At 40.9% G+C, this 24,921-nt stretch carries 21 protein-coding genes and 1 other annotated feature; of the genes, 2 read left to right on the forward strand and 19 right to left on the reverse strand.

Features of this window, described 5'->3' with window-relative positions; translation table 11 throughout:
* Positions 1-12: 12 nt before the first annotated feature.
* The 5 genes from pta to G601_RS0116805 all read right to left on the reverse strand — a co-directional run bounded on the left by pta (position 13) and on the right by G601_RS0116805 (position 5,420).
* Complete coding sequence (pta, locus tag G601_RS0116785; protein ID WP_026666026.1) at positions 13-996, reverse strand: phosphate acetyltransferase; 984 nt, start codon at positions 994-996, stop codon at positions 13-15.
* Positions 997-1,267: 271 nt separating this feature from the next.
* Positions 1,268-2,755, reverse strand: a complete 1,488-nt coding sequence (locus G601_RS0116790) for a 4Fe-4S dicluster domain-containing protein (RefSeq protein WP_026490891.1) — start codon at positions 2,753-2,755, stop codon at positions 1,268-1,270.
* 83 nt (positions 2,756-2,838) lie between these two features.
* Entirely contained in the window at positions 2,839-3,417 is a 579-nt protein-coding gene (locus G601_RS0116795; RefSeq protein ID WP_026666027.1) for an ABC transporter ATP-binding protein, read from the reverse strand.
* A complete protein-coding gene (locus G601_RS23855) occupies positions 3,418-4,197 on the reverse strand; it encodes an ABC transporter permease (protein ID WP_051205970.1) in 780 nt (259 codons plus the stop codon).
* A 56-nt stretch (positions 4,198-4,253) separates the two neighbouring features.
* Positions 4,254-5,420 carry an ABC transporter substrate-binding protein gene (locus G601_RS0116805; RefSeq protein WP_026666028.1) on the reverse strand — a complete coding sequence of 389 codons (1,167 nt, stop codon included), beginning with the start codon at positions 5,418-5,420 and terminating at the stop codon, positions 4,254-4,256.
* Positions 5,421-5,599: 179 nt separating this feature from the next.
* Between G601_RS0116805 and G601_RS0116810 the strand changes: the two genes are divergently transcribed.
* Positions 5,600-6,646 (forward strand): leucine-rich repeat protein, encoded by a 1,047-nt coding sequence (locus G601_RS0116810; protein WP_026666029.1) that lies wholly within the window; start codon positions 5,600-5,602, stop codon positions 6,644-6,646.
* 109 nt (positions 6,647-6,755) lie between these two features.
* Here the strand turns inward: G601_RS0116810 and G601_RS0116815 are convergent, their stop codons facing one another.
* From G601_RS0116815 to G601_RS0116880, 14 genes are all read right to left on the reverse strand, one after another.
* Complete coding sequence (locus tag G601_RS0116815) at positions 6,756-8,024, reverse strand: SLC13 family permease (protein ID WP_026666030.1); 1,269 nt, start codon at positions 8,022-8,024, stop codon at positions 6,756-6,758.
* Positions 8,025-8,236: 212 nt separating this feature from the next.
* Entirely contained in the window at positions 8,237-9,019 is a 783-nt protein-coding gene (locus tag G601_RS0116820; protein WP_035790851.1) for a Cof-type HAD-IIB family hydrolase, read from the reverse strand.
* Positions 9,019-10,242, reverse strand: a complete 1,224-nt coding sequence (gene tyrS, locus G601_RS0116825) for a tyrosine--tRNA ligase (RefSeq protein ID WP_026490897.1) — start codon at positions 10,240-10,242, stop codon at positions 9,019-9,021. Before tyrS ends, G601_RS0116820 begins: the two co-directional genes overlap by 1 nt.
* A gap of 69 nt (positions 10,243-10,311) precedes the next feature.
* Positions 10,312-10,566: a binding site (T-box leader), on the reverse strand.
* Between the two features lie 113 nt (positions 10,567-10,679).
* Positions 10,680-11,393: a hypothetical protein gene (locus G601_RS0116830; protein ID WP_026666032.1), complete on the reverse strand. Its 714-nt coding sequence runs from the start codon at positions 11,391-11,393 to the stop codon at positions 10,680-10,682.
* Positions 11,394-11,570: 177 nt separating this feature from the next.
* The gene (locus tag G601_RS0116835; RefSeq protein WP_026666033.1) at positions 11,571-12,605 is read right to left on the reverse strand and encodes a leucine-rich repeat protein; all 1,035 of its coding nucleotides are present in this window, start codon (positions 12,603-12,605) and stop codon (positions 11,571-11,573) included.
* A 213-nt stretch (positions 12,606-12,818) separates the two neighbouring features.
* Positions 12,819-13,775: a leucine-rich repeat protein gene (locus G601_RS0116840; RefSeq protein WP_242834440.1), complete on the reverse strand. Its 957-nt coding sequence runs from the start codon at positions 13,773-13,775 to the stop codon at positions 12,819-12,821.
* 60 nt (positions 13,776-13,835) lie between these two features.
* Positions 13,836-14,849, reverse strand: a complete 1,014-nt coding sequence (locus G601_RS0116845; protein WP_026666035.1) for a leucine-rich repeat protein — start codon at positions 14,847-14,849, stop codon at positions 13,836-13,838.
* A gap of 90 nt (positions 14,850-14,939) precedes the next feature.
* Complete coding sequence (locus G601_RS0116850; RefSeq protein ID WP_026666036.1) at positions 14,940-15,995, reverse strand: leucine-rich repeat protein; 1,056 nt, start codon at positions 15,993-15,995, stop codon at positions 14,940-14,942.
* 202 nt (positions 15,996-16,197) lie between these two features.
* On the reverse strand, positions 16,198-17,769 hold the full coding sequence (locus G601_RS0116855; RefSeq protein ID WP_026666037.1) for a hypothetical protein: 1,572 nt from the start codon (positions 17,767-17,769) through the stop codon (positions 16,198-16,200).
* Between the two features lie 466 nt (positions 17,770-18,235).
* Positions 18,236-18,928 carry a hypothetical protein gene (locus tag G601_RS0116860; protein ID WP_026490903.1) on the reverse strand — a complete coding sequence of 231 codons (693 nt, stop codon included), beginning with the start codon at positions 18,926-18,928 and terminating at the stop codon, positions 18,236-18,238.
* Between the two features lie 215 nt (positions 18,929-19,143).
* Positions 19,144-20,169: an NAD(P)H-dependent glycerol-3-phosphate dehydrogenase gene (locus G601_RS0116865; RefSeq protein ID WP_026490904.1), complete on the reverse strand. Its 1,026-nt coding sequence runs from the start codon at positions 20,167-20,169 to the stop codon at positions 19,144-19,146.
* A gap of 14 nt (positions 20,170-20,183) precedes the next feature.
* Complete coding sequence (locus tag G601_RS0116870; protein WP_026490905.1) at positions 20,184-20,864, reverse strand: glycerol-3-phosphate acyltransferase; 681 nt, start codon at positions 20,862-20,864, stop codon at positions 20,184-20,186.
* A gap of 33 nt (positions 20,865-20,897) precedes the next feature.
* Positions 20,898-22,232, reverse strand: a complete 1,335-nt coding sequence (der, locus tag G601_RS0116875) for a ribosome biogenesis GTPase Der (protein ID WP_026490906.1) — start codon at positions 22,230-22,232, stop codon at positions 20,898-20,900.
* Positions 22,229-23,587: a radical SAM protein gene (locus G601_RS0116880; protein ID WP_035785300.1), complete on the reverse strand. Its 1,359-nt coding sequence runs from the start codon at positions 23,585-23,587 to the stop codon at positions 22,229-22,231. Before G601_RS0116880 ends, der begins: the two co-directional genes overlap by 4 nt.
* A gap of 117 nt (positions 23,588-23,704) precedes the next feature.
* On the opposite strand from G601_RS0116880, the gene G601_RS0116885 reads away from it, so the two are divergent.
* On the forward strand, positions 23,705-24,904 hold the full coding sequence (locus tag G601_RS0116885; protein WP_035785303.1) for a ribose-phosphate pyrophosphokinase: 1,200 nt from the start codon (positions 23,705-23,707) through the stop codon (positions 24,902-24,904).
* Positions 24,905-24,921: the final 17 nt, after the last annotated feature.

A 24,921-nucleotide genomic window follows, 5' to 3' on the forward strand; every position in this document is an offset into this window, starting at 1 on the left:
AAATCCTCTCAATTACGCCAAAGTTGCAGTAATAATAGCCATTGAGTAAACCTCTATAGCATTGCAGCCTCTTGAAAGGTCATTGATCTGCGCGTTAAGTCCAAGAAGAATAGGACCATATGCCTCGAAGTTACCCATACGCTGTGCAATCTTGTAACCGATGTTACCTGCATCGATGTTAGGGAAAATGAATGTATTTGCATGTCCGGCTACAGGTGAATCGGGAGTCTTAACTCTGGCAACCTTCGGTGAAACTGCAGCATCAAACTGAAGCTCGCCTTCGATAGGAAGTTCAGGATACTTTTCCTTTGCCTTAATAGTTGCGTTCTGCATCTTTGTAACTGAAGGGCTCTTTGCTGATCCCTTAGTTGAGAATGAAAGAAATGCAACCTTGGGATCTACGCCGAATGCCTTAGCACACTCAACTGTCTCGCCACAAATCTCAACAAGCTCATCCTCTGTAGGATCAATGTTAATAGCGCAGTCACCCATAGCAATAACCTCGTTATCACCGATAGCTGAAGGGCGAACAAGAATGAAGCATGAAGATACTACACTGTTGCCGGGCTTAGTCTTAATGATCTGAAGCGCAGGGCGAACAGTATCAGCTGTCGAATATGTAGCTCCACCAAGAAGACAGTCAGCCTTCTTCATCTTTACAAGCATTGTTCCAAAATAGTTAGACTGTGAAAGAATCTCACGTGCCTGCTCAGGTGTCATACCCTTGCTCTTACGAATCTCTACAAACTCATTAACCATCTCTTCGAAATCATCATAGTTTCTGGGATCAATGATCTGCGCGCCTCTGATATTGTAGCCTTCTTCCTCAGCATTTCTGTTGATTACATCAGGATTACCAAGAAGTATGGGCTTTAAGAAGTTACCTGCAAGTAATCTTGATGAAGCCTCAAGAATTCTGGGATCCTCTCCTTCTGTAAATACAATAGTCTTTGGGTTAGCCTTAAGCTTGGCAATCATTTCTCCAAAACCGTACATTTTATCTTCCTCCTAAATATGAAAATTGGTAAAAAATACCTAAAGTATTGATGTAAATTAATGGATTGCGTAAAAGGAATATTAATTACGCCCTAAGATTATACAACTTACCTACAGGCTAACTCAAGAATAGATAAATTATTATCAATGTTTCATAAATATGGCCCTCATCCGTCAGCTTCGCTGCCACCTTCTACCAAAAGGAGAAGGCTTACATGATAAAACCCTCATTCATCCAGTAGCACTGACGAATGAGGGTCTGCAGTTAAAATCAATCTGGAAGATCTATTTTTTTACCATCTCTGTGCATAGAGAACTTATCCATAGGATAGTTCTTGAGGTTCTCAAGAACCTTTCTGCCATCAGCTTTAGCAAGGAGACTTGCTCTTGCCTTAGTGATCTCTGTCTCAGTCTTGTGCTTGGAAGGACCACCTACACAGCCACCGGGACAAACCATTCCTTCGATGAAGTCATCAGGGAACTTGCCCATCTTGAGAAGTGTCAGTGCCTTCTTACACTCAATACCGCCGGCAGCTCTGTGGAGCTTAAGTTCTCCGATATCCTCGCCTCTCTCCTGCATACACTCGATAACAGCATTAGCAACACCACCGCTTGTAGCAAATCTCTTACCCCAGATTGAAGATTCCTGATACTCATCCTCAACAGGCTCGAACTCAATATCCTTAGATCTCATAAGAGCTCTGAGTTCACCATAGGTAACAACGAAATCTGCATTATCCGGAACGCTAGGATCCTGAGCCTCAGACTTCTTAGCAATGCAAGGGCCAACGAATACTGTAACGCATCCGGGACGTGTAGCCTTAAGATATCTTGAGATAGCACACATAGGTGATACAGTTGAAGACATGTTGTTCTCAAACTGCTCAGGGAAGTGCTTCTTAAGCATATTGATGAATGCAGGGCAGCATGATGTTGTCATCTTCTTGCCTTCAGCATAGGCCTCAGCCCATTCCTTAGACTCATAAGCAGCTGTCATATCGCCGCCAAGTCCAACCTCGACCATATCTGCAAAGCCAAGCTTAATAAGTGCCTTCTTAACTGCAGCCATTGTGATATTCTCACCAAACTGACCCTCAGTTGCAGGAGCGCACATTGCGATTACTTCCTTACCTTCCTTGATAGCTTCAATTATCTGAACAAGATAAGTCTTTGATCCAATAGCTCCGAAAGGACAGCTGTGGATGCAGTGTCCGCACTGGATACACTTTTCCTCGTCTATCTTACAATAGCCATACTCATCATATGTGATCGCACCTACAGGGCAAGCCTTGTGGCAGGGACGCTCAAGATGAACGATTGCGCCGTAAGGGCAGGCCTTTGCACACATTCCACACTCCTTACATTTAGCGGAATCGATGTGCATTCTTACATCACCGGGGTGAATCGCATCGAATTTACATGAGTTAAGACATGCTTTACCAATACAAAAACGGCAATTATCAGTTACTGAAAATGCTGAAATAGGACACTCATCACAAGCAGGATCAATAACCTGAACTATGTTATTTGAATCCTTATTGTAGGTTGTGCTCTGTCCACAGGCAAGGCGAATTCTCTGACGTACGATCTCGCGCTCCTTATAAACGCAGCATCTGTACTCAGGCTTCGGGCCCGGTGCAAGCTCATATGCAAGCTTGTCCTTGTGCTCCTCATCAAGTTCACCCTTCCAGGCAAGACGGCAAACCTCCTCCATAATCTTGTGTTTAAAACTTACCAGTCCCTTGTCGTTTGTAACCATAGAAATCTCCCAATTCTAATAAAAAAATGTTATTAACTACTTATATAATAGCATTTATGCCTATATATACAAATTAAAAGTTCTTAAAGCTCAATTTTCCTGCAAAACTCAAGTCCCTCTGTGTCATGAGCCGTAATAAGCAAAGGATTTCTGCCCTGTTTCTCTCTTATGTAATCGATAACCTTTTTCCTGTTCTCACTGTCAAGTCCCGTAAAGGGCTCATCAAGAATCAGCATATCTGACGGAATACAGCATGCTCTGACGATAGCCACTCGTCTCTTCATGCCTCCGGAAAGCTGTGATACAGGCTTATCAAGGCAGTCTGCAGGAAGAAGCTTTAACAGTTCTTCTCTTGCAACCTTCGCAGAGTTCTTGCGGTTAACCATAACCACATTCTGCACAGGAGTAAAATCCTCGCAAAGTCTGTTTTCCTGGAAAACAACTCCTGCATTCAGATAGGGATATTTGTAATCCCCCATAAAATGAACCTTCCCACTGTCAGGCTCTTCAAGACTAAGAAGAATCCTTATCAGAGTTGTCTTACCGCAGCCGGACGGTCCTGTGACAACATAGGAATGATCCTCTTCTATCTCGAGATTGAAATCCTTAAGGACGTTTAACTCGCCATAAGATTTGCAAATATTTTCAAGATCTATAGTCATTTAAGCCTCCTTACCGGATTTGTTATCCGCGGTTTGTGCCCCGGGCATGAATATCTTTTTACATATAAAAATCAATAGTAAAAAGATTTTCTCGGTAATCCAGGAAGCAAGAACTATCGTAAATGTCCATGCGAATACTTCGGCGGTATCAAGGTTTATCTTGGATCTGTAAAGACCGTTACCCATTGTAAGAAGTGGCTGGCCAATAACCTCCGCCGCAGCTCCGCTCTTAAAGCCCATTCCCACTGCTACGGAAAATGCTCCGATATATGAAGGAATAAGAGCCGGTATATATATGAATCTGATTTTATTCGGAGTAGGCATTCTGTATACATGAGCCATCTCCAGAAGTTCCTTATCTGCAGCAGTAAAACCGCTTGTAGTAGCAAGATATATAATCGGGAACACAACAAGTGTCACTATTACGGTTGACAAATTGTCACTGCCGATCCATATCAGGATAAGTACTACAAAGCTTGCTACAGGAACTGATTTAAGTACTGTCACTATGGGTGATACAAAATCCCCTAGCAGTCTGAATTTAAGGGATAGTGCTCCAAGAAGTATTCCAAGCACCGCTCCCATGACTATACCTGCAACTATATGCAAAACAGAGGTAATAACAGAAGTCGCAAAATCAGGAGTACCTGCCATATTAACAAGGGCAGTCGCAGATTCTATCGGTCCTGCAAGAAGTATTTTGTTGTGTATAAGCACAGCCACAATCTGCCATATCATAAGCCAGCATACAGCTATGCATATCTTTTTTATGTTTTTCAAAGTGACCCCCAATCGCTTCTAATCAGCATAAGTTATAGGTAAAGATTAACTCTGAATCAGTCAAGAGAATAAAATGCATCGTCAGGAAGATTTCCGCCAACTGACTTGGGATCCTGATCAAAGAGCACCTGAAGGTAGCCTGAAAGCGCAGTCTTTGCATCGTCTCCAGTAATGCATACAATATTACATTCGGGCATTGCCTTCTTTGCAATCTCAGCCTTCTCGATGATGCCATACTCAGCTACGAGTTCAGCTGTAGCTTCTACATCTGAATTAGCCTTCTCAGTGCTGCTCTCATGCTCTTCTATGAAAGTCTTAACAGCATCTCCATGTTCCTTTAAGAAATCGTTTCTTACAACAGTAACGCCTGTAAGAAGCTTGGAGCCATCTGAAACCGCATCCCACTCATCTGTAAGTGAAAATGCTACTGAAAGTGCTTCGTTCTTTGCAGTTGCAACAGTCACGAAGGGCTGGGGAAGAACTGCGATCTTGGTAGGATTTTCCTGAAGAAGTGCTGCGATCTCAGTCGCCTCTGACTTAAACTCCATATCACAGTCAGTCACGCCATTTTTATCAAGAAGATATCTGAGAACATATTCAGGTGATGCACCCTGGCCTGTAGAAACTACTGTCTTTCCTGCAAGGTCCTTAATGCTTTTAACACTCTCATCACCTGTCACGCAGTAAAGAACACCAAGTGTGTTGATATCTACAAGGCTTACACCGCCTTCAGTTTTATTGTAAAGAACAGCTGCCATGTTAGCAGGCACAAGTGCGATGTCGATGTTACCTGCGACAATTCCTGCCATGATCTCATCGGGCTGAATTTTCATATCAAACTCATAGCTGCCCTCAGTTTCACCATTCTCTGAAGCCTTCATGAGGTTTACAAGTCCCATTGTTGTGGGTCCTTTAAGTGAACCAACTCTTATTGTAACGCTCTTTGCATCAACATCTGTTACTTCTTCTGTTGCAGACACTTCGGTACCTTCATCAGCCTCTTCTTCTGTAGTTTCTTCAGTAACTTCCTCAGCTGCCACTTCTTCTGCAGCTTCAGTAGTCTCTGCGACTGTCTCCTCAGTAGCTTCAGTAGCAGCTTCAACAGCTTCCTCTGTCACTACTTCATTATTATCCTGTACTGCTTCTTCAGTCTTTCCAGCGCAGCCTGTGAAAGCAGTCATAAAAATTGCTCCTGCACATAAGATGGATACAAATTTTTTCATTTAATTCTCCTCAAGTCTAAATCAAACATTTATTTTTGCACAAAATCGAAATGTATTATATCATAATTAATGTAGTTTTCTCAACGATTAAAAAATAAGCAGTTTCCATAAGCATTGACACAGGCTTTACTTAGTGGCAAGATGAAATCTGCTTAATATTTATTACGGGAGGATTTTGTATGAAGAAAAGTTTTAACTTAGGCGTGTGCAAGGCCTTCGCCACTATCGCATGCGCTGCTTTTATTTTTGCGGGGATGAACGGGGTTAATTCCATTTCTGCAAAGGCAGCTGATGTTCCTTATTCAGTTGATCTTAGTAACGGCAAGAGCGTCACAATCGACTACAGAGAGAGATCTCGTGTAACCACCAAGAAAACCGGTACTGAGACTCAGACCTATTCCGAGGATTACAAAGATGCTTTCATGATTACTGCTGCAATTGAAGTATATGGTCCTGAAATTGTTAACACTGAAGCTACATTGGTTTTATCCAACAGCCCTTATCAGGCAATCACCACTTCAGTAACAGGCTACAACATGAAGTTCAGCGCAGCTAAGAATTCCGTAGGATCAGGAAAATATGTCATTTCCAAGGATGCCTACGTTTCAAGCATTTTAAAGAGAAGTAACTTACCTGAGAGCTGGCGTCCTTATGTTGAGGAAAGTGCCAGAAAGCGCATGCAGGATTACGAGCGTGTAGTAAACGGAAAAGAAGGCACAGGCGACAGCGTATTTGTTGTAACCATCAAGTACTCTTCACTTCCGGTTCTTATCACAAACAATGTGAACGGAGCTGCTACTGTTTCTTACATGACCGGCTACGAATTTGATGCCGATGGAATCAAGTACCGCGTTTCAAACACAAAGGGTAATCTTACAGCTCTCTACCTTACAAAAGGTGTAAAGACAGTTAATGTTCCCGATTCAGTTGTTTACTCAGGCTATACTATGAATGTTACTGATATCGCTCCTTTCTTTATCAGAGGCAATAAGAAGGTAAAGAACGTAACAGTTGGTAAAAACGTTACAACAATCGGTAAGCAGGCATTCTGGAACTGCAAGAAGCTCAAGAAGGTTAAGATCAAATCAACCAAGATCACTTCATTCGGAAGAAAAGCTTTCGGAAAAGATGCAAAGGATTTCTATGTAAAGACTCCTAAGAGCAGCAAGAAGAACTATGAAAAGCTCTTTACAAAGTCAAGCATCAAGGGCATAAAGGTTAAGTAATTCACTTTTATTACTACCATCTAAAAGCATAAATGATTAAAAATAAAAGCTGAGAAAATGATAATTTATCTTCTCAGCTTTTTTATTATACCTTTTTATGTTCCAGAGTTTATCTCCAAAGCACCCACAGGAAAACGTATGCGCCTATAACAGCAGCAAGTGTGAAAGGAATACCGATTCTAGTGAAGTCCTTAAAGCTAACCTCGTAGCCCTCTTTTCTAAGCATTCCTACACCGGCAATGTTGCAGCTTGCTCCGACAGGAGTGATGTTTCCGCCAAGTGTTGCTCCGCAGAGGAGTCCAAAATAAAGAAGGTAGGGAGCGATTCCAAGTGATGCGGTAACCCCCTGTAAAACAGGAAGCATTGTAGCAACATAAGGAATATTATCAATAAACGCAGAAATAAGAACCGATCCCCAAACTACAATAGTAAACAGAAGGAAAATGTTATTACCGCCTGCCTTAACAATAAGTCCTGCAAGATCATCCACAAGTCCTACCTCTGTAACACCACCAATTACCATGAACAAACCTGTAAGAAGAAGAACTGTGTCATAGTCAAGGTTCTTAACAACATTTTTGATACGCTCTGTATCGTGATCCTTGAAGTACTCCCATACAATACCGATAAGTGAGCAAACAAGACAGATAACACCATTTGTTATCTCAGGCTTATCCGGAATAAATGAAGCTCCCATAAGAAGAACAACGTGTGCCACCATCATGATTGTAGGAACATAATCCTTAACAACTGTCTTCTCTTCTGCTGATACAGGCTCTTTATCCTTTCTGAAAAGCGCCATCATAATCGGTACTGTAAGAAGTGCACCAAGCTCAACAGCGAAGAAAATACCAGGTCTTCCGTTCATCCAGAAGAAGTCATTAAAGTCCATCTTTGCATATGCACCAAGCATGATTGATGTTGTATCACCTACAAGTGTTGCAGCGCCCTGAAGGTTTGAAGATACAGCGATTGAAATTATCATGGATACAGGATTGATTTTCAGCTTCTTACAAATAGCAAGCCCAACCGGTGCTACCATTAGAAGTGTTGCCACGTTATCAATAAACGCAGATATAAGTCCTGAAAACAATGACATATAAATTGTGACCCACATCACATTAGGTGCAAGGTCAAGCAGATGGTCTGCAATGAGGTTCGGCATCTTTGATTCAATAAAATAATCAACAAGCAAAAGCGTACCGAATATCATGAGCAGTACGTTCCAATCCACGACAGAGAATACCTTTGTGTAAGGAAGTATTCCTGTAACTACGAAAATAGCAGCTACTCCAAGAGCGATAAATGCACGTTTCTTGGGAAAAGCGATGAGGCCCACGTACATGGCCACAAATAAGACAATTGCAAGTGTTTTCATTTTTTAAGTCCTTTCGTTTTGAAAATATTATAAAAACAGTAATCTGCAATAACATAAAAAGAGACTTTCACTGCAGATTTTGCAGTAAAAGTCTCGTTAATTACAACATACCCGGGGAACCATGTTCCCGTATTGACGGATGAATGTTACATGCAAAGCATGATAACTACTCCCTTTTACCTATAATAAGATAGCAAATTTATAATTGCTCGTCAAATTAATTCAAAATGCTTCATGGCATTCCAGATACCATCATTTTCAAGAGAGGTTGTGATATAATCCGCAAATTCAGAGAGGTCATGATAGGTGTCTCCCATGCCTACGCCAACACCGGCAGCAAGAAGCATTTCCTTATCGTTAATGCTATCACCAAAGGCAAAGGTATTTTTTATATCCTCGCCCAAAAGCTCACATACCTCTTTTATGCCCACGCCTTTATTAAAACCCTTGGGAACCATTTCAACAACCTTGTCCGAATGGATCATGTATTCGTAAAGATCTGAGAGTTTATCGAAGCATTCATCTCTTTTTTCAATGGGAACCTCCGTCGCGCAGGACATCTTTTGTATCTCCCATTTGCCCCAGCATTCATCTATGCCGCGGAGCTTATCTCCCATCTCCTTAATAACCTTATCGCCATACATGTCTCCCTGGAAATCTTCAAGTTCAAGATACAGATGATTGGGGCCTTCCAGAATCGGCTTAAAGCCATACTCACGGACAGTCTCGATTGACCTTATGGCATCCTCTGTCGGAATAAGCCTGCTATAGACCACTTCTCCGTTGTACTCGATCATCGTTCCACAGGCTGAAACTATGCCATCGAAACCGATACTAAGGAGCTTTTCATTAGTGACAAAGGCTCTCGCCCTGCCTGTGTTAATGAAGCACTTGTGCCCATTAGCCCTGGCAGTACGGATTGCCTCGATTGTCTTTTCATTTATCTCATTCTTATAGTTCCAAAGAGTTCCATCAATATCAAAAAATAAAACCATTAAAATACTACCTTCTTAAAGGACTTCTTTCCTCTCTTAACCATAACACCGTCACCTGCAAAGGTATCCTTTGTGTATGTGGTCTTGAAGTCTGTAACCTTCTCATCAGCAAAGGTTACGCCACCCTGCTGAACTGCTCTTCTTGCCTCACTTCTTGTAGGGCAAAGTCCTGAAGAAACAAGTACCTGAAGGATATCGATAACGCCGTCTCTGAAGTCCTCTTCCTTAAGATTAACTGCAGGTACGTTAGCGAGATCTCCGCCGCCTGCAAAGAGAGCCTTTGCGCCGTCCTGAGCCTTCTGAGCCTCTTCCTTGCCATGAACAAGGCTTGTAAGCTCGAATGCAAGAATTTCCTTCTTCTCGTTGATTCTGGAATCTTCCCACTTCTCCATCTCCTCGATCTCCTCGATAGGAAGGAATGTGAGCATCTTAAGGCACTTATCAACATCAGCATCGCCAACGTTTCTCCAGTACTGGTAGAAATCGTAGGGTGATGTCTTTTCAGGATCAAGCCATACAGCGTTACCTGCTGTCTTACCCATCTTATTACCCTGAGAGTCTGTAAGAAGAGTAATTGTCATAGCGTGAGCGTCCTTACCGAGCTTTCTTCTGATGAGCTCAGTACCACCAAGCATGTTACTCCACTGATCGTCACCGCCAAACTCTAAGTTACAGTTGTACTTCTGGAACATGTAATAGAAGTCGTAGGACTGCATGATCATGTAGTTAAACTCAAGGAAGGAAAGTCCCTTCTCCATACGCTGCTTGTAGCACTCTGCACGAAGCATGTTATTTACTGAAAAGCATGCACCAACCTCTCTTAAAAGCTCGATGTAGTTAAGGTTCATGAGCCAGTCAGCGTTGTTAACCATCATAGCCTTGCCTTCGCCGAAGTCGATGAATTTCTCCATCTGCTTCTTGAAGCACTCAGCATTGTGGTCGATGTCTTCTCTTGTGAGCATCTTTCTCATGTCGGATCTTCCTGAAGGATCACCGATCATAGTTGTACCGCCACCAATAAGTGCGATAGGCTTGTTACCTGCCTGCTGGAGTCTCTTCATAAGTGTAAGAGCCATGAAGTGACCAGCTGTAAGGCTGTCTGCTGTACAGTCAAAGCCGATGTAGAATGTAGCCTTTCCTGCGTTAACAAGCTCTCTTATCTGCTCTTCATCTGTTACCTGAGCGATAAGTCCTCTTCTTTTAAGTTCTTCATAAATCTGCATATTGCACCTTCCTTTTCTGCTCGGGCATTTTTGAAAATAAAAAACGCCCTGCGCAATCGTTAATAGATTACGAAGGACGGGTTTAAATCCGTGTTACCACCTTCATTTACATAAAGCTCACGCTTCATGCCTCAGTAAGTACTAGGAAAATATTCCGCATACTCTTCCGACTAACGCTCGGTTCTCGTCACAGCTTACTAGATAACTCATTCTTCCGCGCAGCTCCCGGAGGTATTCATCTAATGGTCATATCCGCGCCTCTCACCAACCGGCAACTCTCTGTGGCTGAATCATTAAACTACTTATTCCGTTCATAGCCTTTAAATAATAATTATCCTTATTTTTAATTTATTGTCAAGATAAAATCCCTGCAATTCCTCATCGAAATTGCAGGGATTATTAAACGCATTATATCTGTCTGAAAAACTAGCTATAAATTAAAGTCTTGTCCAGATAGAAAGCTTCTTCATCTTGTTCTTGAAGAATGCTGAGCTTGTGATAGGTGCGTTACCGTTTGCAAAATTAGTAACCTTAGAGCTGTTCTTTGTTACTTCCTTCTTTGTTCCAGCAACACCAAGGAGCATATTGCCTTCGTTAGCTGTGTAGTACTGTACTTCGTAGCTTGTATCCCAGCTGGTATCAAGATAGTAAGTTGCTCTGTAGTAACCGCTTGTCTGTCTGAATGTCTTCCACTCCTTGTTGTGTGAGTAGCCATAAGCATATCTTACCTTGCCTGCTGCGTTTGAACTGTTATAAGCACAACCTGTTGTAGCATCGATAAGGTAGCATCCGCACATGATATCATCCCATCTGTGCTTACTTGATCTTACAATCTTAACTGTGTTGTGCTTGATCTTGTTCTGAGTTGACTTCGGAACAGATACGTGCATCTCTACTGTTGCCTTCTTAAGCATTCCGTTGTAAAGGTAAGGAAGATAATAATCCTTAGTGATAGAATCAAATCTTACCTTAAGCTTCTGATAACCGATGCCAGGGAAGTATGTCTTGATTGTGTAGCTTCCGCCTGCACTTGCGTTTGTGTTGAGCTTGCTAGCTGAGTAGCTAACAGCGTGTGCTGTCTGAGGCATTGCTGTAAATGTGATTGCACATGCAAGAGCAATACCAGCGAGTGATTTTAATACTTTTCTCATACGTTTTTCCTCTTTCCTCTCTTGAGAGCAGATCTCTCCTTACGATAAGTCCCCTCTACTTATCTGAAGATCAGTTCCCTAAACTTTTCATGCGGTTAATATAATAACATAATTTTTCAAAAAAAGTAAGTTTTAATGAAATAAAATTTTATCAACCATCTTACTTAAATTTTAATATCAGAATTTAATCTTAGCCTTCTTAAGAAGCTTCTTATAAGCCTTCTTGCAACTCTTAGGCATCTTCAGTTTGAAGTTCTTAGCATCCTTACCGAATGCCTTCTTGCCAAATGATGCGATCTTTGTTGACTTAACTGTTACCTTCTTAAGCTTCTTACATTTGTAGAATGCTTCCTTGCCGATAGAAGTAACATTAGCGCCGATTGTAACCTTCTTAGTCTTCTTATTGCCCTTCATGAAGTTCCGAGCGATGTCTGTTACATTAAGGTTGAAGCCTGCAAGTTTTACTGTTTCAGGAATGGTAACTTCCTTAGAAGCTGTTGCAAGGCTGATTGCGCTCAAGTTACCGGCAGCATCCATAATACGGTAATTGATGCCGTTATCCTGGAACTCTCTTCCGGGCACGAATGATACTGCAGGAGCAGCGTTTACTCTGTTGTTTGCAATAATCGGAGCATCTGAATATTTGATTTCAACATTGAACTCAAGGTTTCCAAGTGCATCAAGGTCCTCTTGTGAATATATATTTCTATTTGTATCGCCGCCTGTTACTTCATCAAGAAACATAAGCATGATCAGTGCTTCCCTCTCTGTGCACTCAGGATTCTGCATTATAGTCTTCTTGTTAATTACATATGTACCTGTACCTGTTGAGCCATTAAGAGCAGATATTTTTACTGTATATCCATCAGACTGCTCTAAAAGAATTCCCTGATAAGGATTGTTTGATAAAACTGATGTAGCATGTCTGGAATCCTGATATTTTTCTGTAAACTTCCAATCATATGTAAGTACAGAAAACATAACTGCATAGCTATCACTAACTCCCTTGGGAATATTGTTAGGATCAGTAACACCATCTAAATCCTTTTCACTAAAGCCTACTGTCTTACCATTACTAAGATCTACAGACAGATTTTTTGTTGCAGCCTTTGCAGTTATGGAACCAAGTCCAAGCGCACCTGCAAACATAAATGTAGCGCATGCAATTGTTGTTAAAGCTTTGCATACGCCTGTTTTGAAACTTTTCTTCATTTCCCCATTTTCCTCCATAAAAACTAAAATTTGATATTTATTATCCTGCCATTTTTTTAAGTTTGTGTCCATATTGTGATCTGATTCTTAAGATTTCCTTAAGGATACTTACAAAAAGAGTCAGATAATTGCAGGTACTGTCAAAAAATCGGCGACCCGAATATAATTCAGGTCACCGAAAACACAATTTAAAATATTAGTATATATCAGCAATTAACACTTAATCTTTGCCTTCTTGAGAAGCTTCTTGTAAGTCTTCTTGCAGCTCTTGGGAAGCTTTAATTTGAATTTCTTTGCATCCTTACCGAATGCCTTCTTTCCAAAGGTTGTGATCTTTGTAGAAGTAATTGTAACTTTCTTTAGTTTTTTACATTTGTAGAACGCTTCATTCCCTATAGATGTAACGTTAGAACCGATTGTAACCTTCTTTACCTTCTTGTTGCCTTTCATAAAATTCGGAGCAACATCAATAACATTCAGGTTATAGCCTTCAAAGCCAACAGAATCAGGGATAGTAACGCTCTTTGAATTGGCAGTGAGGCTGATTGCGCTAAGGTTACCTATCGCATCCATTATGCGATATTTTATTCCGTTGTCCTCGAACTCTCCTCCCTGAATTAAGGATACTTTACCGGTTCCTTTTGCCTCCTCATCCTTAACAATTGGAGCATCCGAAAATTTTATTTCAACATTGAATACAGAGTCACCATACAAAGTCCGCTCTCCTAAGAGCAACTCCTCCAGCCAGTTTATATTCATCCAGGCTTCATCTTCATTAAACCTATGAGAATTAACTAATGTTTCCTTAGAAATTACATATTTTCCTGTTCCTGCTGAATTACTTAGGGCACTCACTGTAACATCAGAATTATCTGATTCTTTATATTCCGCTCCCTGGTAAGGTTTTTCAGAAAACACAATCTTGAAATCTTCTGCTTCAAAATCATCCATTATACCTTGCGTATCATACATCCACATTATAATTGCTACTACAACTGCATCCTTATAGTCTTTGGTATAATTTTTGTCTTTCCTCATCTGTTTTTCATTAAAAACAATATTTCTACCATTGCTAAGATCAACAGTCCAGGATGAAGTTGCTGCCTTTGCAGATATAGAGTTAATTCCAAATGCTCCTGCAAGCATAAAAACAACACACGAAGCGACCATCAAAAATTTATAGATACTTTGTTTATAACATTTCATCATATTACTCCCGATATTAAATAATTAAAGCTTATATCCTGCCTTCTTAAGGAGCTTCTTGTAAGTCTTCTTGCAGCTCTTGGGAAGCTTTAATTTGAATTTCTTTGCATCCTTACCGAATGCCTTCTTACCAATTGTTGTAAGCTTTGTAGACTTGATTGTTACTTTCTTAAGCTTCTTGCACTGGTAGAAAGCCTTGCTTCCAATAGATGTAACGTTAGAACCAATTGTTACTGTCTTGGTCTTCTTATTGCCCTTCATGAAATTCGGAGCAATGTCTATCACGTTTAAATTATATCCATTAAGATTTACCGAATCAGGTATTGTAACCTTCTTTTTGTCTTCAGTAAGCTTAATCGCGCTTAAGTTACCGGCAGCACCCAAGACGCGATACCTAATGCTGTCTGCTTCAAACTCTTTGTTAACGATAAAAGAAACTGCAGATGTGCCAAGTCCATTATTGGTTGTGATGATAGGCAGATCCGAAAAATTAACATCAACGACGATTTCAACATTATTATTTCTGACATAATCGTATTCAACCTTCTCACCATACAACACAGCTAACACTTCTTGTATGCAATAACAGGCACTCCATCTGTCCCAACCTGCCTTCATAAGACTATCCGCACTGACAACATATTTTCCTGTTCCAATTGCGCCATTAGCCCCTTTAATAGAAACGTTATCTTCATCTATAAAATTTAGCAAAACACCCTGATAAGGATTCTTAGAAAACTCAGCTGTAACTTCTGCTCCAATCTCGGGTTGTTTCATAGTTGCAATATCCAGAGTATATGTTTCAACAATCGCTGCTAATGCAAAGGCATCTCTTTCTTCTTTTGGAGGATTAGCCTCCTCAAAAACCTTCTCATTATAGGTATAGGTTTTTCCATTACTCAGGTCTATTGACCATGTCTTGTTAACAGCTGCCTTTGCAGATAAGGAATTAATTCCAAGTGCTCCTGCAAAAACAAAAGTAGCGCATGCAATAGTAGTTATAACCTTGCATGCGCCTATTTTAATACTTTTCTTCATTTCCCCAAATTCCTCCTAATACTTTTTTTCAGCAAAAGCTATCATGCCATATTTTAGGAGGATGAGTCAATAGATTATATTTTTTCGTAATTAGAACTTAATCTTTGCCTTCTTAAGGAGCTTCTTATAAGCCTTCTTGCAACTCTTAGGCATCTTTAATGTAAAGCTCTTTGCGTCCTTACCAAATGCCTTCTTACCAATAGTTGTAAGCTTTGTAGACTTGATAGTAGCCTTCTTAAGCTTCTTGCACTGATAAAATGCCTTGCTTCCTATTGATGTTACGTTAGAACCGATTGTAACCTTCTTTACCTTCTTGTTACCCTTCATGAAGTTCTGAGCAATGTCAGTAACGTTAAGAGCAATGCCTGAGTAATTTACAGAATCGGGAATAGTAACGCTCTTTGAATTAGCTGTGAGGCTGATTGCACTGAGGTTACCTTCAGCATCCATAATGCGGTACTTAATTCCATTATCCTCAAACTCGCTTCCTACTTCAAATGTTACTGCAGGAGTTGAATTCACCTTGTTATCTGTCTTAACAGGGATATCTGAAAACTTGATTTCAACTACATATTCAATGTCTTCTGGAACATTATGTGTTTCATAATATGTCAATATGTCTCCTGAATACATTGCATCAATTACTGTCATAAATTCCATAGCAGATTCATCAAGATTATCTTTATCAAGCCTAAAAGTATCGGCAGCCTGCTTGATAATCTCCTTATTAAGTACATATTTACCAGTACCTACGGAGCCATCAGCAGCACGCATAGTAATTGAATTATCAGAACTATTCGTTAAAGTAATTCCCTGATAAGGATTTTTAGATAAAACAGATGTGATCTGATTAGTTGTAGTAATATCAAGATCGCGCACACTCGGATCATAGCAAACCATTACTACTGAAGTTATATATGAATCCAGGTAATCTTTTGAAATCTTATTGTCATTCAGATTTTCCTCTTCTTTCTCAGTATTAAAACTAATAGTTCTTCCGTTTCTGTAATCGATAGTAACGTTCTTAGTTGTAGCAGCAGCCTTAGCAGACATTGAACCAAATCCAAGAGCACCGGCAATCATAAGTGCAGCGCATGCAACAGTTGTCAGCGCTTTGCAAACGCCTGTTTTGAAACTTTTTTTCATTTTCCCAATTTCCTCTCTAAAATTTTATTTCATTTTTACAGCAAGGGATATCTTGCCATACTTTAAAAATTTATTCAATGAGAAGGGTGATTTCTTAAGATTTACTTAAGATAAGATTCAAAAGGCGTCAGATAATTTCTTTTTATTTCCAAAAAAGTCGGTGACCTCACACAAAATGAAGTCACCGATAAAACACTATTCATTATTTATACAAATTTAGGAGTGAAGGATCCGGAATATCATCAGTTATCATCGTATAGGTCTCCCATTCGATGGTTTTGTGTTTATCCCAATAATCCTGATAGCACTTAAGTTTATCTTCAAGAGTGTTTCCCTTAGCCACATCCATATTATAGATATAATTATCAAACACCTTCTTTTCAAGGTAATCATCCATATAGCTGTAGTCCCAGGATTCATCAGTTGGTTTCATGAAAAGTGTAAACATAGGTGTCTCATAATCTGAAGTAAGAACTGCCTCAACACATATGGGCTCATTTCCAACAGGAGGCTTTATGATAGCAAACCATTCCTTGTCGCCATCGTCAGTACCTATTTCACCGGTAACCTGTATCCATCCGTCATCCCTGAACTCACTTTTCAGATTTTTAAAATTCCTGGAATCACCCATTATGGAACGGATAAATACTATCGGTTTCTTTTTTTCATCAATAACAATACGAGCGAAGGCATTTGTTCCTGTGCCGTCAAATGTTTTTCCGTAGAACTTACCTTCTCCGCCAAAAAACATCAATATTCCGTTGTAATCACTCACAAGCTTTAAAGCCTCGTCGAAGTCATAATCTGCTTCTACGCTTTCCTCCATGGAGTCATCTACAAGTCCAAGAGAACCTCCCTGCTCTTCACCGGGAAGACCAAGCGAGCCCCCACCCATGGCTTCCTGCCACTCATTCCACTTATCGCTGCCCTTCTTAGCAAACAAGTATTTTACCGTGTCAGACAAATTGAGAGTTATGCTGCCGTCGGCATTGATTTCGCCTACCTTTGTATTTCCATTAAGATAAAATTTGTTGTCTTCTATAGTTGTATCAAAATCCAGGCTCTGCTCAGCTACATACATGCTAAGAGTACCGTCTTCATTTACATTAAGATATTCTCCTGCCTCTATCCACACATCCTCTTCGCCATTTACAGAAGCTGCAACCGCATCGTAATATCCGCTTACTGAGCCATCATCAGCTTCCGCAGCACCAGCAATACTACTGGTCGTTGCCCCCGTATCATTCTCTGATATTGCATCACCTGCTAAAGGTTCTGCAGCCTGGTCTCCTTCTGTAGCCTCCGTTGTTTCATCACCAAAGGTTCCTGTAGAGGCTTTAGTCTGCTCACCTGTACCGGCCTTTTCTTTTCCCTTTTGGGATGAAACTATATCGTTACACACAAGCGTTACTGTAACTCCGGAGCCTTCAAGATCTTCAAGCACCATAACTCCGTCCTTTAACGTTCCGTCAAAGGTGGCTCCGCCGCCCTCGCCATGGAAGGTTTCTCCGTCAAGCTTCCATTTGAAGCTACCGTCCTCATCTTCGCTTTGGAGACGTGCTTTTCCGCCCTTCTTAAGCTCAATCGTAAGTCCATCTTCCCATACATCTTTTACGTTAAGCTCTATACCGCTCATTTTGGCAGTTGTGGCTTCATATAATCCAAGGTTTGGATCATCTGCTCCGCTGTCACTTCCACATGCGGTGAATAATAGCATGGCTAAGGTTACGATGGTACACGTCATCTTACTTATAATCATTCCCTTTTTCTTCATTATTGTTCCCCTCTTCATACTTTGCTAAAAAAAATAGTTTGCTTTATGAACTACGTGTCTTTCTCATATTTCTACTTTTTGTCGCGTAGTATTATCGCTTAAATTGCACAAGGCTACGCGCCTTTTACATATTTTCCAATTTTTGTCGCGTAGTATTATCGCTTAAATCGCATAAGGCTACGCGCCTTTTACATATTTTCCAATTTTTGTCGCGTAATCTTAAGGCTTAGGCCGCCCAAGACTACGCGCTTATTTCTAAATTTCCACTTTAATCAAGTAGTTCTATCGCAAAAGGTTCATGCTCTTCTATTAGTTACCTCTGATTTTTCATAAATTATTTGGCGCCAGTTACAGCATCATGAAATAAACTTGACCAGACAACTGTTTCAAAAAAGGGATGCCACCTAAGATATGTCATCTAATGTAGCATCCCCTTGATTATCTTCAATTTTATTTGAAACAAAAATCAGTTAACAATAGAACCGGCTATTGCAAAGCCCTTCTTGTTTCCAAAGCCTGCCTTTGTATATGTTATTGCACCATCCTTTAGCTTATCCTGATTCTTTTCTTTTATCTGTCCCTTCTTAAGACCTGCAACTCCTAAATAAATGCCTGTCTTTCCGTGCTCAATGTAAATCTTATATTTGTAAACTTCTGTTTTTCTCCAGCTCCAAATGTAATAAGTTGTACGTCCTTCTTTAGCTTTTAAAGTTTTAGAAGATGATGAAGCAGAATAATCCAGTCCTCCGCTCTGTATAAATACACCATCAGAATTGCCTTTTAGTGTATTGCCATTGGCGTCAATCAAAAAGGTACAATAACTTGCTATTTTACCACCCTTTTTTCTGGATTCCTTAACTGTCTTTATAATATCCGTTTTAGACATTTTAGCTTTCTTTAAATTGAGCGTAACCTCGTACTCATCATAATACCCCTTTTCTCCGTTAGCCCATTCAAGAGGAATCGCTTCTTTAATCTTTACAGAATTCATTGAAAAGGATGCTTTCTTAGCTTTAGCGCCCTTATACATTACAGCCTTTACTTTTCCGGAATTAGCAAATTTAACCTTTCCTGCTGCTTGCGCATTTACAGGCGCTAATGTAAATGCTACTACCAAAGCAAGCATCAGCGCTAACATCTGTTTCATAATTTTCTTCATTTCTTTCACCCCCATAGTTTTTTTAATTTTCCGTGACAAAAAAAATAATCGTTACAGAAAAAGCATCTCCATAACGATTAATATTTTAACATGTATCAATAACTAATTATCATTTTAATGTATAAAATTTTCATAAAATTTCATTCTAAACGAAATAAAAAATCATAATGCTGATTCAGTACTTTTTTCAGTAATGACAAAGAATCCTCTGCATTTTACCATCCCTGGAGATCGTTCTCATCCTTCTTCTCTCTGCTCATAAGCTCTCTGACAGCTTCTATTGCAGGCTTATTATTAAAGAGCACCTCATTTACCTGCTCAACAATAGGCATCTCAACATCATATTTCTTTGCAAGAGCAAGTGCAGCTGCGGCGCTGTTAACACCCTCAACTACCATCTTGACTTCTCTTGTAGCTTCTTCACAAGTTTTACCCTGACCAATGAGAATACCTGCTCTTCTGTTCCTGGAGTGCATGGACGCACAGGTAACAACAAGATCGCCTATACCTGAAAGGCCCGAGAAGGTCTCATAATCTCCGCCCATTGCAGCACCAAGTCTTGACATCTCAGCGATACCTCTGGTGATAAGAGCAGCCTTTGCATTATCTCCAAAGCCAAGTCCATCACATACACCTGCCGCCAGAGCTATTACGTTCTTAAGCGCTGCACCAATCTCGATGCCCAGCATATCAGGACTTGTATAAACTCTGAAGCAATCTGACATAAAGGCATCCTGAACAGCCTTGGCAGATTCCTTTGAAAATGCGCTTACAACAATAGTAGTGGGAAGGTCCTTTCCAACCTCCTCTGCGTGAGAAGGTCCTGAAAGTACAGCCACATCTCTGCCCGGAAGGACGTCTAATATTACATCTGACATCAGCATAAGTGAGTCAGCCTCAATACCCTTTGCACAGTTTACGATTATCTGATGCCTCTCATCTTCGTTTGCAAGATAAGGCTTCATCTTTTCACAAACTTCTCTGACAGCAATTGAAGGAACAGTTACGACAATCATATCCTTGTCCCTAAGCGCATCCTCCATGCTATCGGTTATCTTAATAGAACCATCAAGAATTACTCCGGGAAGCTTGTCCTTGTCCTCCCTGTTTAGTTTAAGTCTTTCAGCAGATTCTCTGCTTCGTGCCCAAATAGTTACATTTGCTCCGTTTTTCCAAAGTGTTCTTGCAAGTGCAATTCCCCAGCTACCAGAGCCTATGACCGCTATGTTGTTACTGTCCAAGTTGTCCTCCTTTTTTAATCTACCTTGTTCTTTTTCCAGATATAAGTCTTTCTCTCTTCGCCTCTTACAAGTCTTCCGATGTTAGTTCTGTGCTGATAAAAAGCCAGAGCAGTCATCGCAAAGGCAATCAGATACATCTCTATAAGATACGTCTGAGGCATTCCAAGAAGCCCCATCTGTCCCTCTGCCACCAGTTGAATAAAAAATACAGCGTAGAGACAAAGTGATCCAAGAGACACAAAATGTGTGATGTTAAAAGGAATCAGGAATGACAAAAGTCCCCCGATTACGAATGTCCATTTAAAAGCAACTATATATCCTGCAGTACATGCAATTCCTTTACCGCCTCTGAAGTTGGTATAAAAAGGAAAATCGTGTCCAAGAACACATCCGGCAGCGGTATATATTTTCAGAAGATATTTCATATCCGTATATCCGCTTCCAAGAATCTGTCTGGTGATAAGTGAAGCTACTACTACAGCAGCTATACACTTAAGCATGTCTGCAAAAAGTACGGTAAATCCGGCCCTCGGTCCAAGAGCTCTCAGTGTATTGGTGGTTCCTGCATTACCACTTCCGACGCTTCTGATATCGACGCCCTTCATGTTGCAGTAAATAACCGCAGACTGAATAAGACCAAAGCCATAGCCTATAAGCAGGCATAATCCCCTAACAAGTATGGGTGTTAAATTCATATCTTTCCCCTCCCAAGTGCATTATCGCTGCACTTATTTTTTCTGATCATTTTTTCTCTCGCGAATTATAAATCTCAAAGGCGTACCCTTAAATCCGAAGGACGCACGGATCTGATTCTCGATATATCTTGTATATGAAAAATGCATCAGCTTTTTATCATTAACAAATATTACAAAGGTCGGCGGCTTAACAGAAGCCTGGGTGATGTAATAGAGCTTAAGCATCTTACCCTTATCTGACGGGGGCTGCTGCATAACAACTGCCTGCATCATGATCTCGTTAAGGACACCTGTTGCAACTCTCATGGCATGATTCTCGCTTACGGCATCGATCATGTCATAGAGCTTAACAAGTCTCTGGCCTGTCTCTGCGGAGATGAAAATAATCTCTGCATAAGGCATGAATGAAAGGACGTTTCTTACATCCTTTGTAAATTCATTTACAGTCTTGTTGTCCTTCTCAATAAGATCCCACTTGTTAACCGCAATGATAATGCCCTTTCCTCTGTCGTGGGCGATTCCGGCGATCTTAGCATCCTGCTCTGTAACACCCTCATCCGCATTTATTACGATTACGGCTACGTCTGCACGCTCAACAGCTGTAACGGTTCTGAGGATCATGTATTCCTCAAGCTTTTCCTTTACCTTGTTCTTCCTGCGAAGACCTGCTGTATCAATGAAGGTGTACTTCTTACCGTTGTACTTAACCTCAGTATCAATGGCATCACGTGTAGTTCCTGCAACATCGGATACGATAAGTCTGTTCTCACCGCAAAGTCTGTTGATAATAGAGCTCTTACCAACATTGGGCTTACCGATAACGGCTACCCTTATAGAATCATCCTCTTCCTCTTCGCCATCTGAGGTTGTAAAGTTCTTGGTCACTTCCTCAAGGAGATCGCCGATTCCCTGCTTATTTGCAGCACTTATAGGGAAAGGCTCGCCGATTCCAAGGTTGTAGAACTCATATACATCCATGGAATCTCTCTTGAAGCTGTCCACCTTATTTACGCAAAGAACCACAGGCTTTCTGGACTTTCTAAGCATGTCCGCAACCTGAGAATCCGCATCTGTAAGTCCCTGCTTAACATCACACATGAAAATAATGACATCAGCAGTCTCAATTGCTATCTCAGCCTGATCTCGCATCTGCGCAAGAATAGTGTCATTTGTATCAGGCTCGATACCGCCGGTATCAACAAGGGTGAAGTTGTAGTTAAGCCACTCCACGTCCTGATAGATTCTGTCTCTTGTAACACCCGGTGTATCTTCAACTATGGAAATGTTTTTGCCGGCTACAGCATTAAAAAGTGTGCTCTTTCCGACGTTTGGTCTACCAACAACCGCAACTATGTTTTTTCTTTTCATAAATTACCATCCTGTTCAAAAATAAGTCCCCTGACAAAATCCATTCCCCCACTTTTGATTATTCGAACCTTAACGCCAAGCTCTCTCTCTATGTCACATACTCTGACATCATCAAGAAGATAATCCTCTCCGGCCCTCAAGACGTTCTGAGGAAGAATCAGCGTATCTCCTAGCTTCTGGCCCTTAAGCTGCTCTATTATGTCCTGTCCTGTAAGAAGACCTGTAACTGTGATCCTCTCTCCAAAGAAATTATTGGTTATCTCATGGACATGAACCGTAAGCCCCGGAATAACCTCCGTAAGCTTCTCTGCCATCTCACAGATGTACGGATAAATCAGCTTGCCGCTGGCCGTAGAAACCTCACTAGTATAAGTATTTAGATCTATTCCTTCAAGGCCGTTCTTCTTAATATCTTCAAGACCTTCGTAGAATTCATCAAGAAGGAGTCTCACCATTCCAACGCCGTTTTCAAGCTGACCGTAGTCATCATATATCTCAGCACCCGGAATAGGAAGTCCTGCAATCATATACCACTCATCAGATGCATGAACAAAGTGATCTCCGTATTCCTTAAAGGATTTATCCTGCCAGTACTCAATCTCTGCTATCACCTTTCTGGCATCATCCCTTTCAAAGGGTTCTAAGGGATAAAGCCCGTCTCTGAATTTTGAAAGGCCAACAGGAACTACCGATACGCTCCTTAGATTCGGTCTGTAATTATACAGGTCAGTCAGTGATCTGTGAAGCTCTGCTCCGTCATTTACATCCTTACAGAGAACTATCTGACCGTTAAGCTCTATTCCAGTGCCGGGAGCACATAGCTTATCAACCTTTTTAAGTGCTTCACCTGCAAAGCGGTTATTAAGCATCTTGCAGCGAAGCTCCGGATTGGTGGTCTGGAAGGATACGTTGATGGGTGATAAGTGATACTTGAGAATCCTGTTTATATCATCATCACTCATATTTGTAAGCGTGACATAGTTACCCTGCAAAAATGAGAGTCTCGCATCATCATCCTTAAAATAAAGGGTCTCTCTCATTCCCGGGGGCATCTGGTCTATGAAGCAAAATATGCATTTGTTGCAGCAGGATCTGTAGTCATCCATAAGTCCGTTATCAAACTCGATGCCCAGATCCTCGTCATAGTACTTCTCAATCTCAAGCTCCCACTCCTCGCCGTCAGGCTTTCTTACGAGCAGAGTGAGCTCTTCATCCTGTACCATGTACTGATAATCAAAAATATCCTTTATTGGTTCATCGTTTATTGCAAGCAAACGATCCCCGGCAGCAATCTCCATTTCCTCTGCAATGCTTCCGGGTTCAACCTTTTTAATTAAATGTCCTTCGTTTTTCATAATAGTGATTGTAACATAAATTAGGTTTGTGAGATACCTTATCTTGACGTATTGGGATATGATACAATAAAATAGTGGCGTAAAAAATCTATGTATTCATATATGTTAGGAGATAAAATGCCTGATTTTCATAAGTTAGATTCATCAATGCCCGTTGCTCCCATTGCACTTATTGTTATGGACAGCGCCAAGGAGCTGGGCGAACTTGTTAATTCACACCTTGTATCCTTTAGACACGATCTTCATGACACACCGGGTAATGATCCCGCTTTTCAGGGCTATGTTAAGGACGATTACAGAGTTAAATACTCAAATCCCCGCTTCGGAAGCGGCGAGTCCAAGGCTCAGATGCGTGAATCAGTCCGCGGTAAGGACGTTTTCATTCTGACAGATGTCATGAATCACAGCATGACATATAAAATGTACGGATATGACAATTACTACTCTCCCGATGATCACTACCAGGATTTAAAGAGAGTTATCGCAGCCATCAACGGCAAGGCAAGAAGAATAAACATCATCATGCCCTTCCTTTATGAAGGCAGACAGCACAACAAGAACAGCCGCGAGTCACTTGATGCGGCAGTAATGTTCTCAGAGCTTTATAAAATGGGCATCGGTAACTTCATTACCTTTGATGCTCACGATCCCAGAATTTCAAACGCTGCTCCTATCTGCGGCTTTGATAACTTCATGGCATCACCTCAGTTCATGAAGGCTCTCATCTCCGAGATTGACGATCTCACAGTTGATAAAGAGCACCTCACAGTAATAAGCCCGGACGAGGGCGCTTTGGACAGAGCCGTATACTTCGCTAACGTGCTTAACGTAGACACAGGAATGTTCTACAAGAGACGTGACTACAGCAAGGTCGTTAACGGCTCCAATCCTATCGTTGCACACGAATATCTTGGTTCATCCATAGATGGCAAGGACGTTATCATCATCGATGACATGATCTCATCAGGTTCAAGCATGATAGACACCTCCCGCCAGCTTAAGAAAAAAGGAGCAAAGCGTGTATTCATCTGCACAACCTTTGGTCTTTTCACAAACGGTATCGAGGTATTTGACGAAGGTTATAATAATGGCGACTTTGATGCGCTCATTACAACTAACCTGATATATCAGAATCCTGAATTTGTAAAAAGAGAATACTATCACGTAGCTGATATGAGTAAGTTCATGGCAACAATCATCGACTTCATGAACCACGATGATTCCCTGAGCAACGTTATCACTCCTACTGACAAGCTCCACAAGATTCTCGAAAAGTACAATTCACGTACAGCTAAAACTGAGGACCTGTTCGACTAAATGATTAATAAAGTAAT

Origin of the sequence: Butyrivibrio sp. FC2001, from assembly GCF_000424125.1 — a bacterium.
Classification (GTDB): domain Bacteria; phylum Bacillota; class Clostridia; order Lachnospirales; family Lachnospiraceae; genus Butyrivibrio.

Coding starts and splice junctions, on each gene's coding strand:
- G601_RS0116790 (WP_026490891.1), bottom strand. CDS start 2,755: ATGGTTACAAACGACAAGGGACTGGTAAGTTTTAAACACAAGATTATG.
- G601_RS0116810 (WP_026666029.1), top strand. CDS start 5,600: ATGAAGAAAAGTTTTAACTTAGGCGTGTGCAAGGCCTTCGCCACTATC.
- G601_RS0116820 (WP_035790851.1), bottom strand. CDS start 9,019: ATGGTTTTATTTTTTGATATTGATGGAACTCTTTGGAACTATAAGAAT.
- G601_RS0116885 (WP_035785303.1), top strand. CDS start 23,705: ATGCCTGATTTTCATAAGTTAGATTCATCAATGCCCGTTGCTCCCATT.
- der (WP_026490906.1), bottom strand. CDS start 22,232: ATGAAAAGAAAAAACATAGTTGCGGTTGTTGGTAGACCAAACGTCGGA.
- G601_RS0116880 (WP_035785300.1), bottom strand. CDS start 23,587: ATGAAAAACGAAGGACATTTAATTAAAAAGGTTGAACCCGGAAGCATT.
- pta (WP_026666026.1), bottom strand. CDS start 996: ATGTACGGTTTTGGAGAAATGATTGCCAAGCTTAAGGCTAACCCAAAG.
- tyrS (WP_026490897.1), bottom strand. CDS start 10,242: ATGCAGATTTATGAAGAACTTAAAAGAAGAGGACTTATCGCTCAGGTA.
- G601_RS0116805 (WP_026666028.1), bottom strand. CDS start 5,420: ATGAAAAAATTTGTATCCATCTTATGTGCAGGAGCAATTTTTATGACT.
- G601_RS0116840 (WP_242834440.1), bottom strand. CDS start 13,775: ATGGTCGCTTCGTGTGTTGTTTTTATGCTTGCAGGAGCATTTGGAATT.
- G601_RS0116815 (WP_026666030.1), bottom strand. CDS start 8,024: ATGAAAACACTTGCAATTGTCTTATTTGTGGCCATGTACGTGGGCCTC.
- G601_RS0116850 (WP_026666036.1), bottom strand. CDS start 15,995: ATGAAAAAAAGTTTCAAAACAGGCGTTTGCAAAGCGCTGACAACTGTT.
- G601_RS0116830 (WP_026666032.1), bottom strand. CDS start 11,393: ATGAGAAAAGTATTAAAATCACTCGCTGGTATTGCTCTTGCATGTGCA.
- G601_RS0116845 (WP_026666035.1), bottom strand. CDS start 14,849: ATGAAGAAAAGTATTAAAATAGGCGCATGCAAGGTTATAACTACTATT.
- G601_RS0116835 (WP_026666033.1), bottom strand. CDS start 12,605: ATGAAGAAAAGTTTCAAAACAGGCGTATGCAAAGCTTTAACAACAATT.
- G601_RS0116870 (WP_026490905.1), bottom strand. CDS start 20,864: ATGAATTTAACACCCATACTTGTTAGGGGATTATGCCTGCTTATAGGC.
- G601_RS0116855 (WP_026666037.1), bottom strand. CDS start 17,769: ATGAAGAAAAAGGGAATGATTATAAGTAAGATGACGTGTACCATCGTA.
- G601_RS0116795 (WP_026666027.1), bottom strand. CDS start 3,417: ATGACTATAGATCTTGAAAATATTTGCAAATCTTATGGCGAGTTAAAC.
- G601_RS0116860 (WP_026490903.1), bottom strand. CDS start 18,928: ATGAAGAAAATTATGAAACAGATGTTAGCGCTGATGCTTGCTTTGGTA.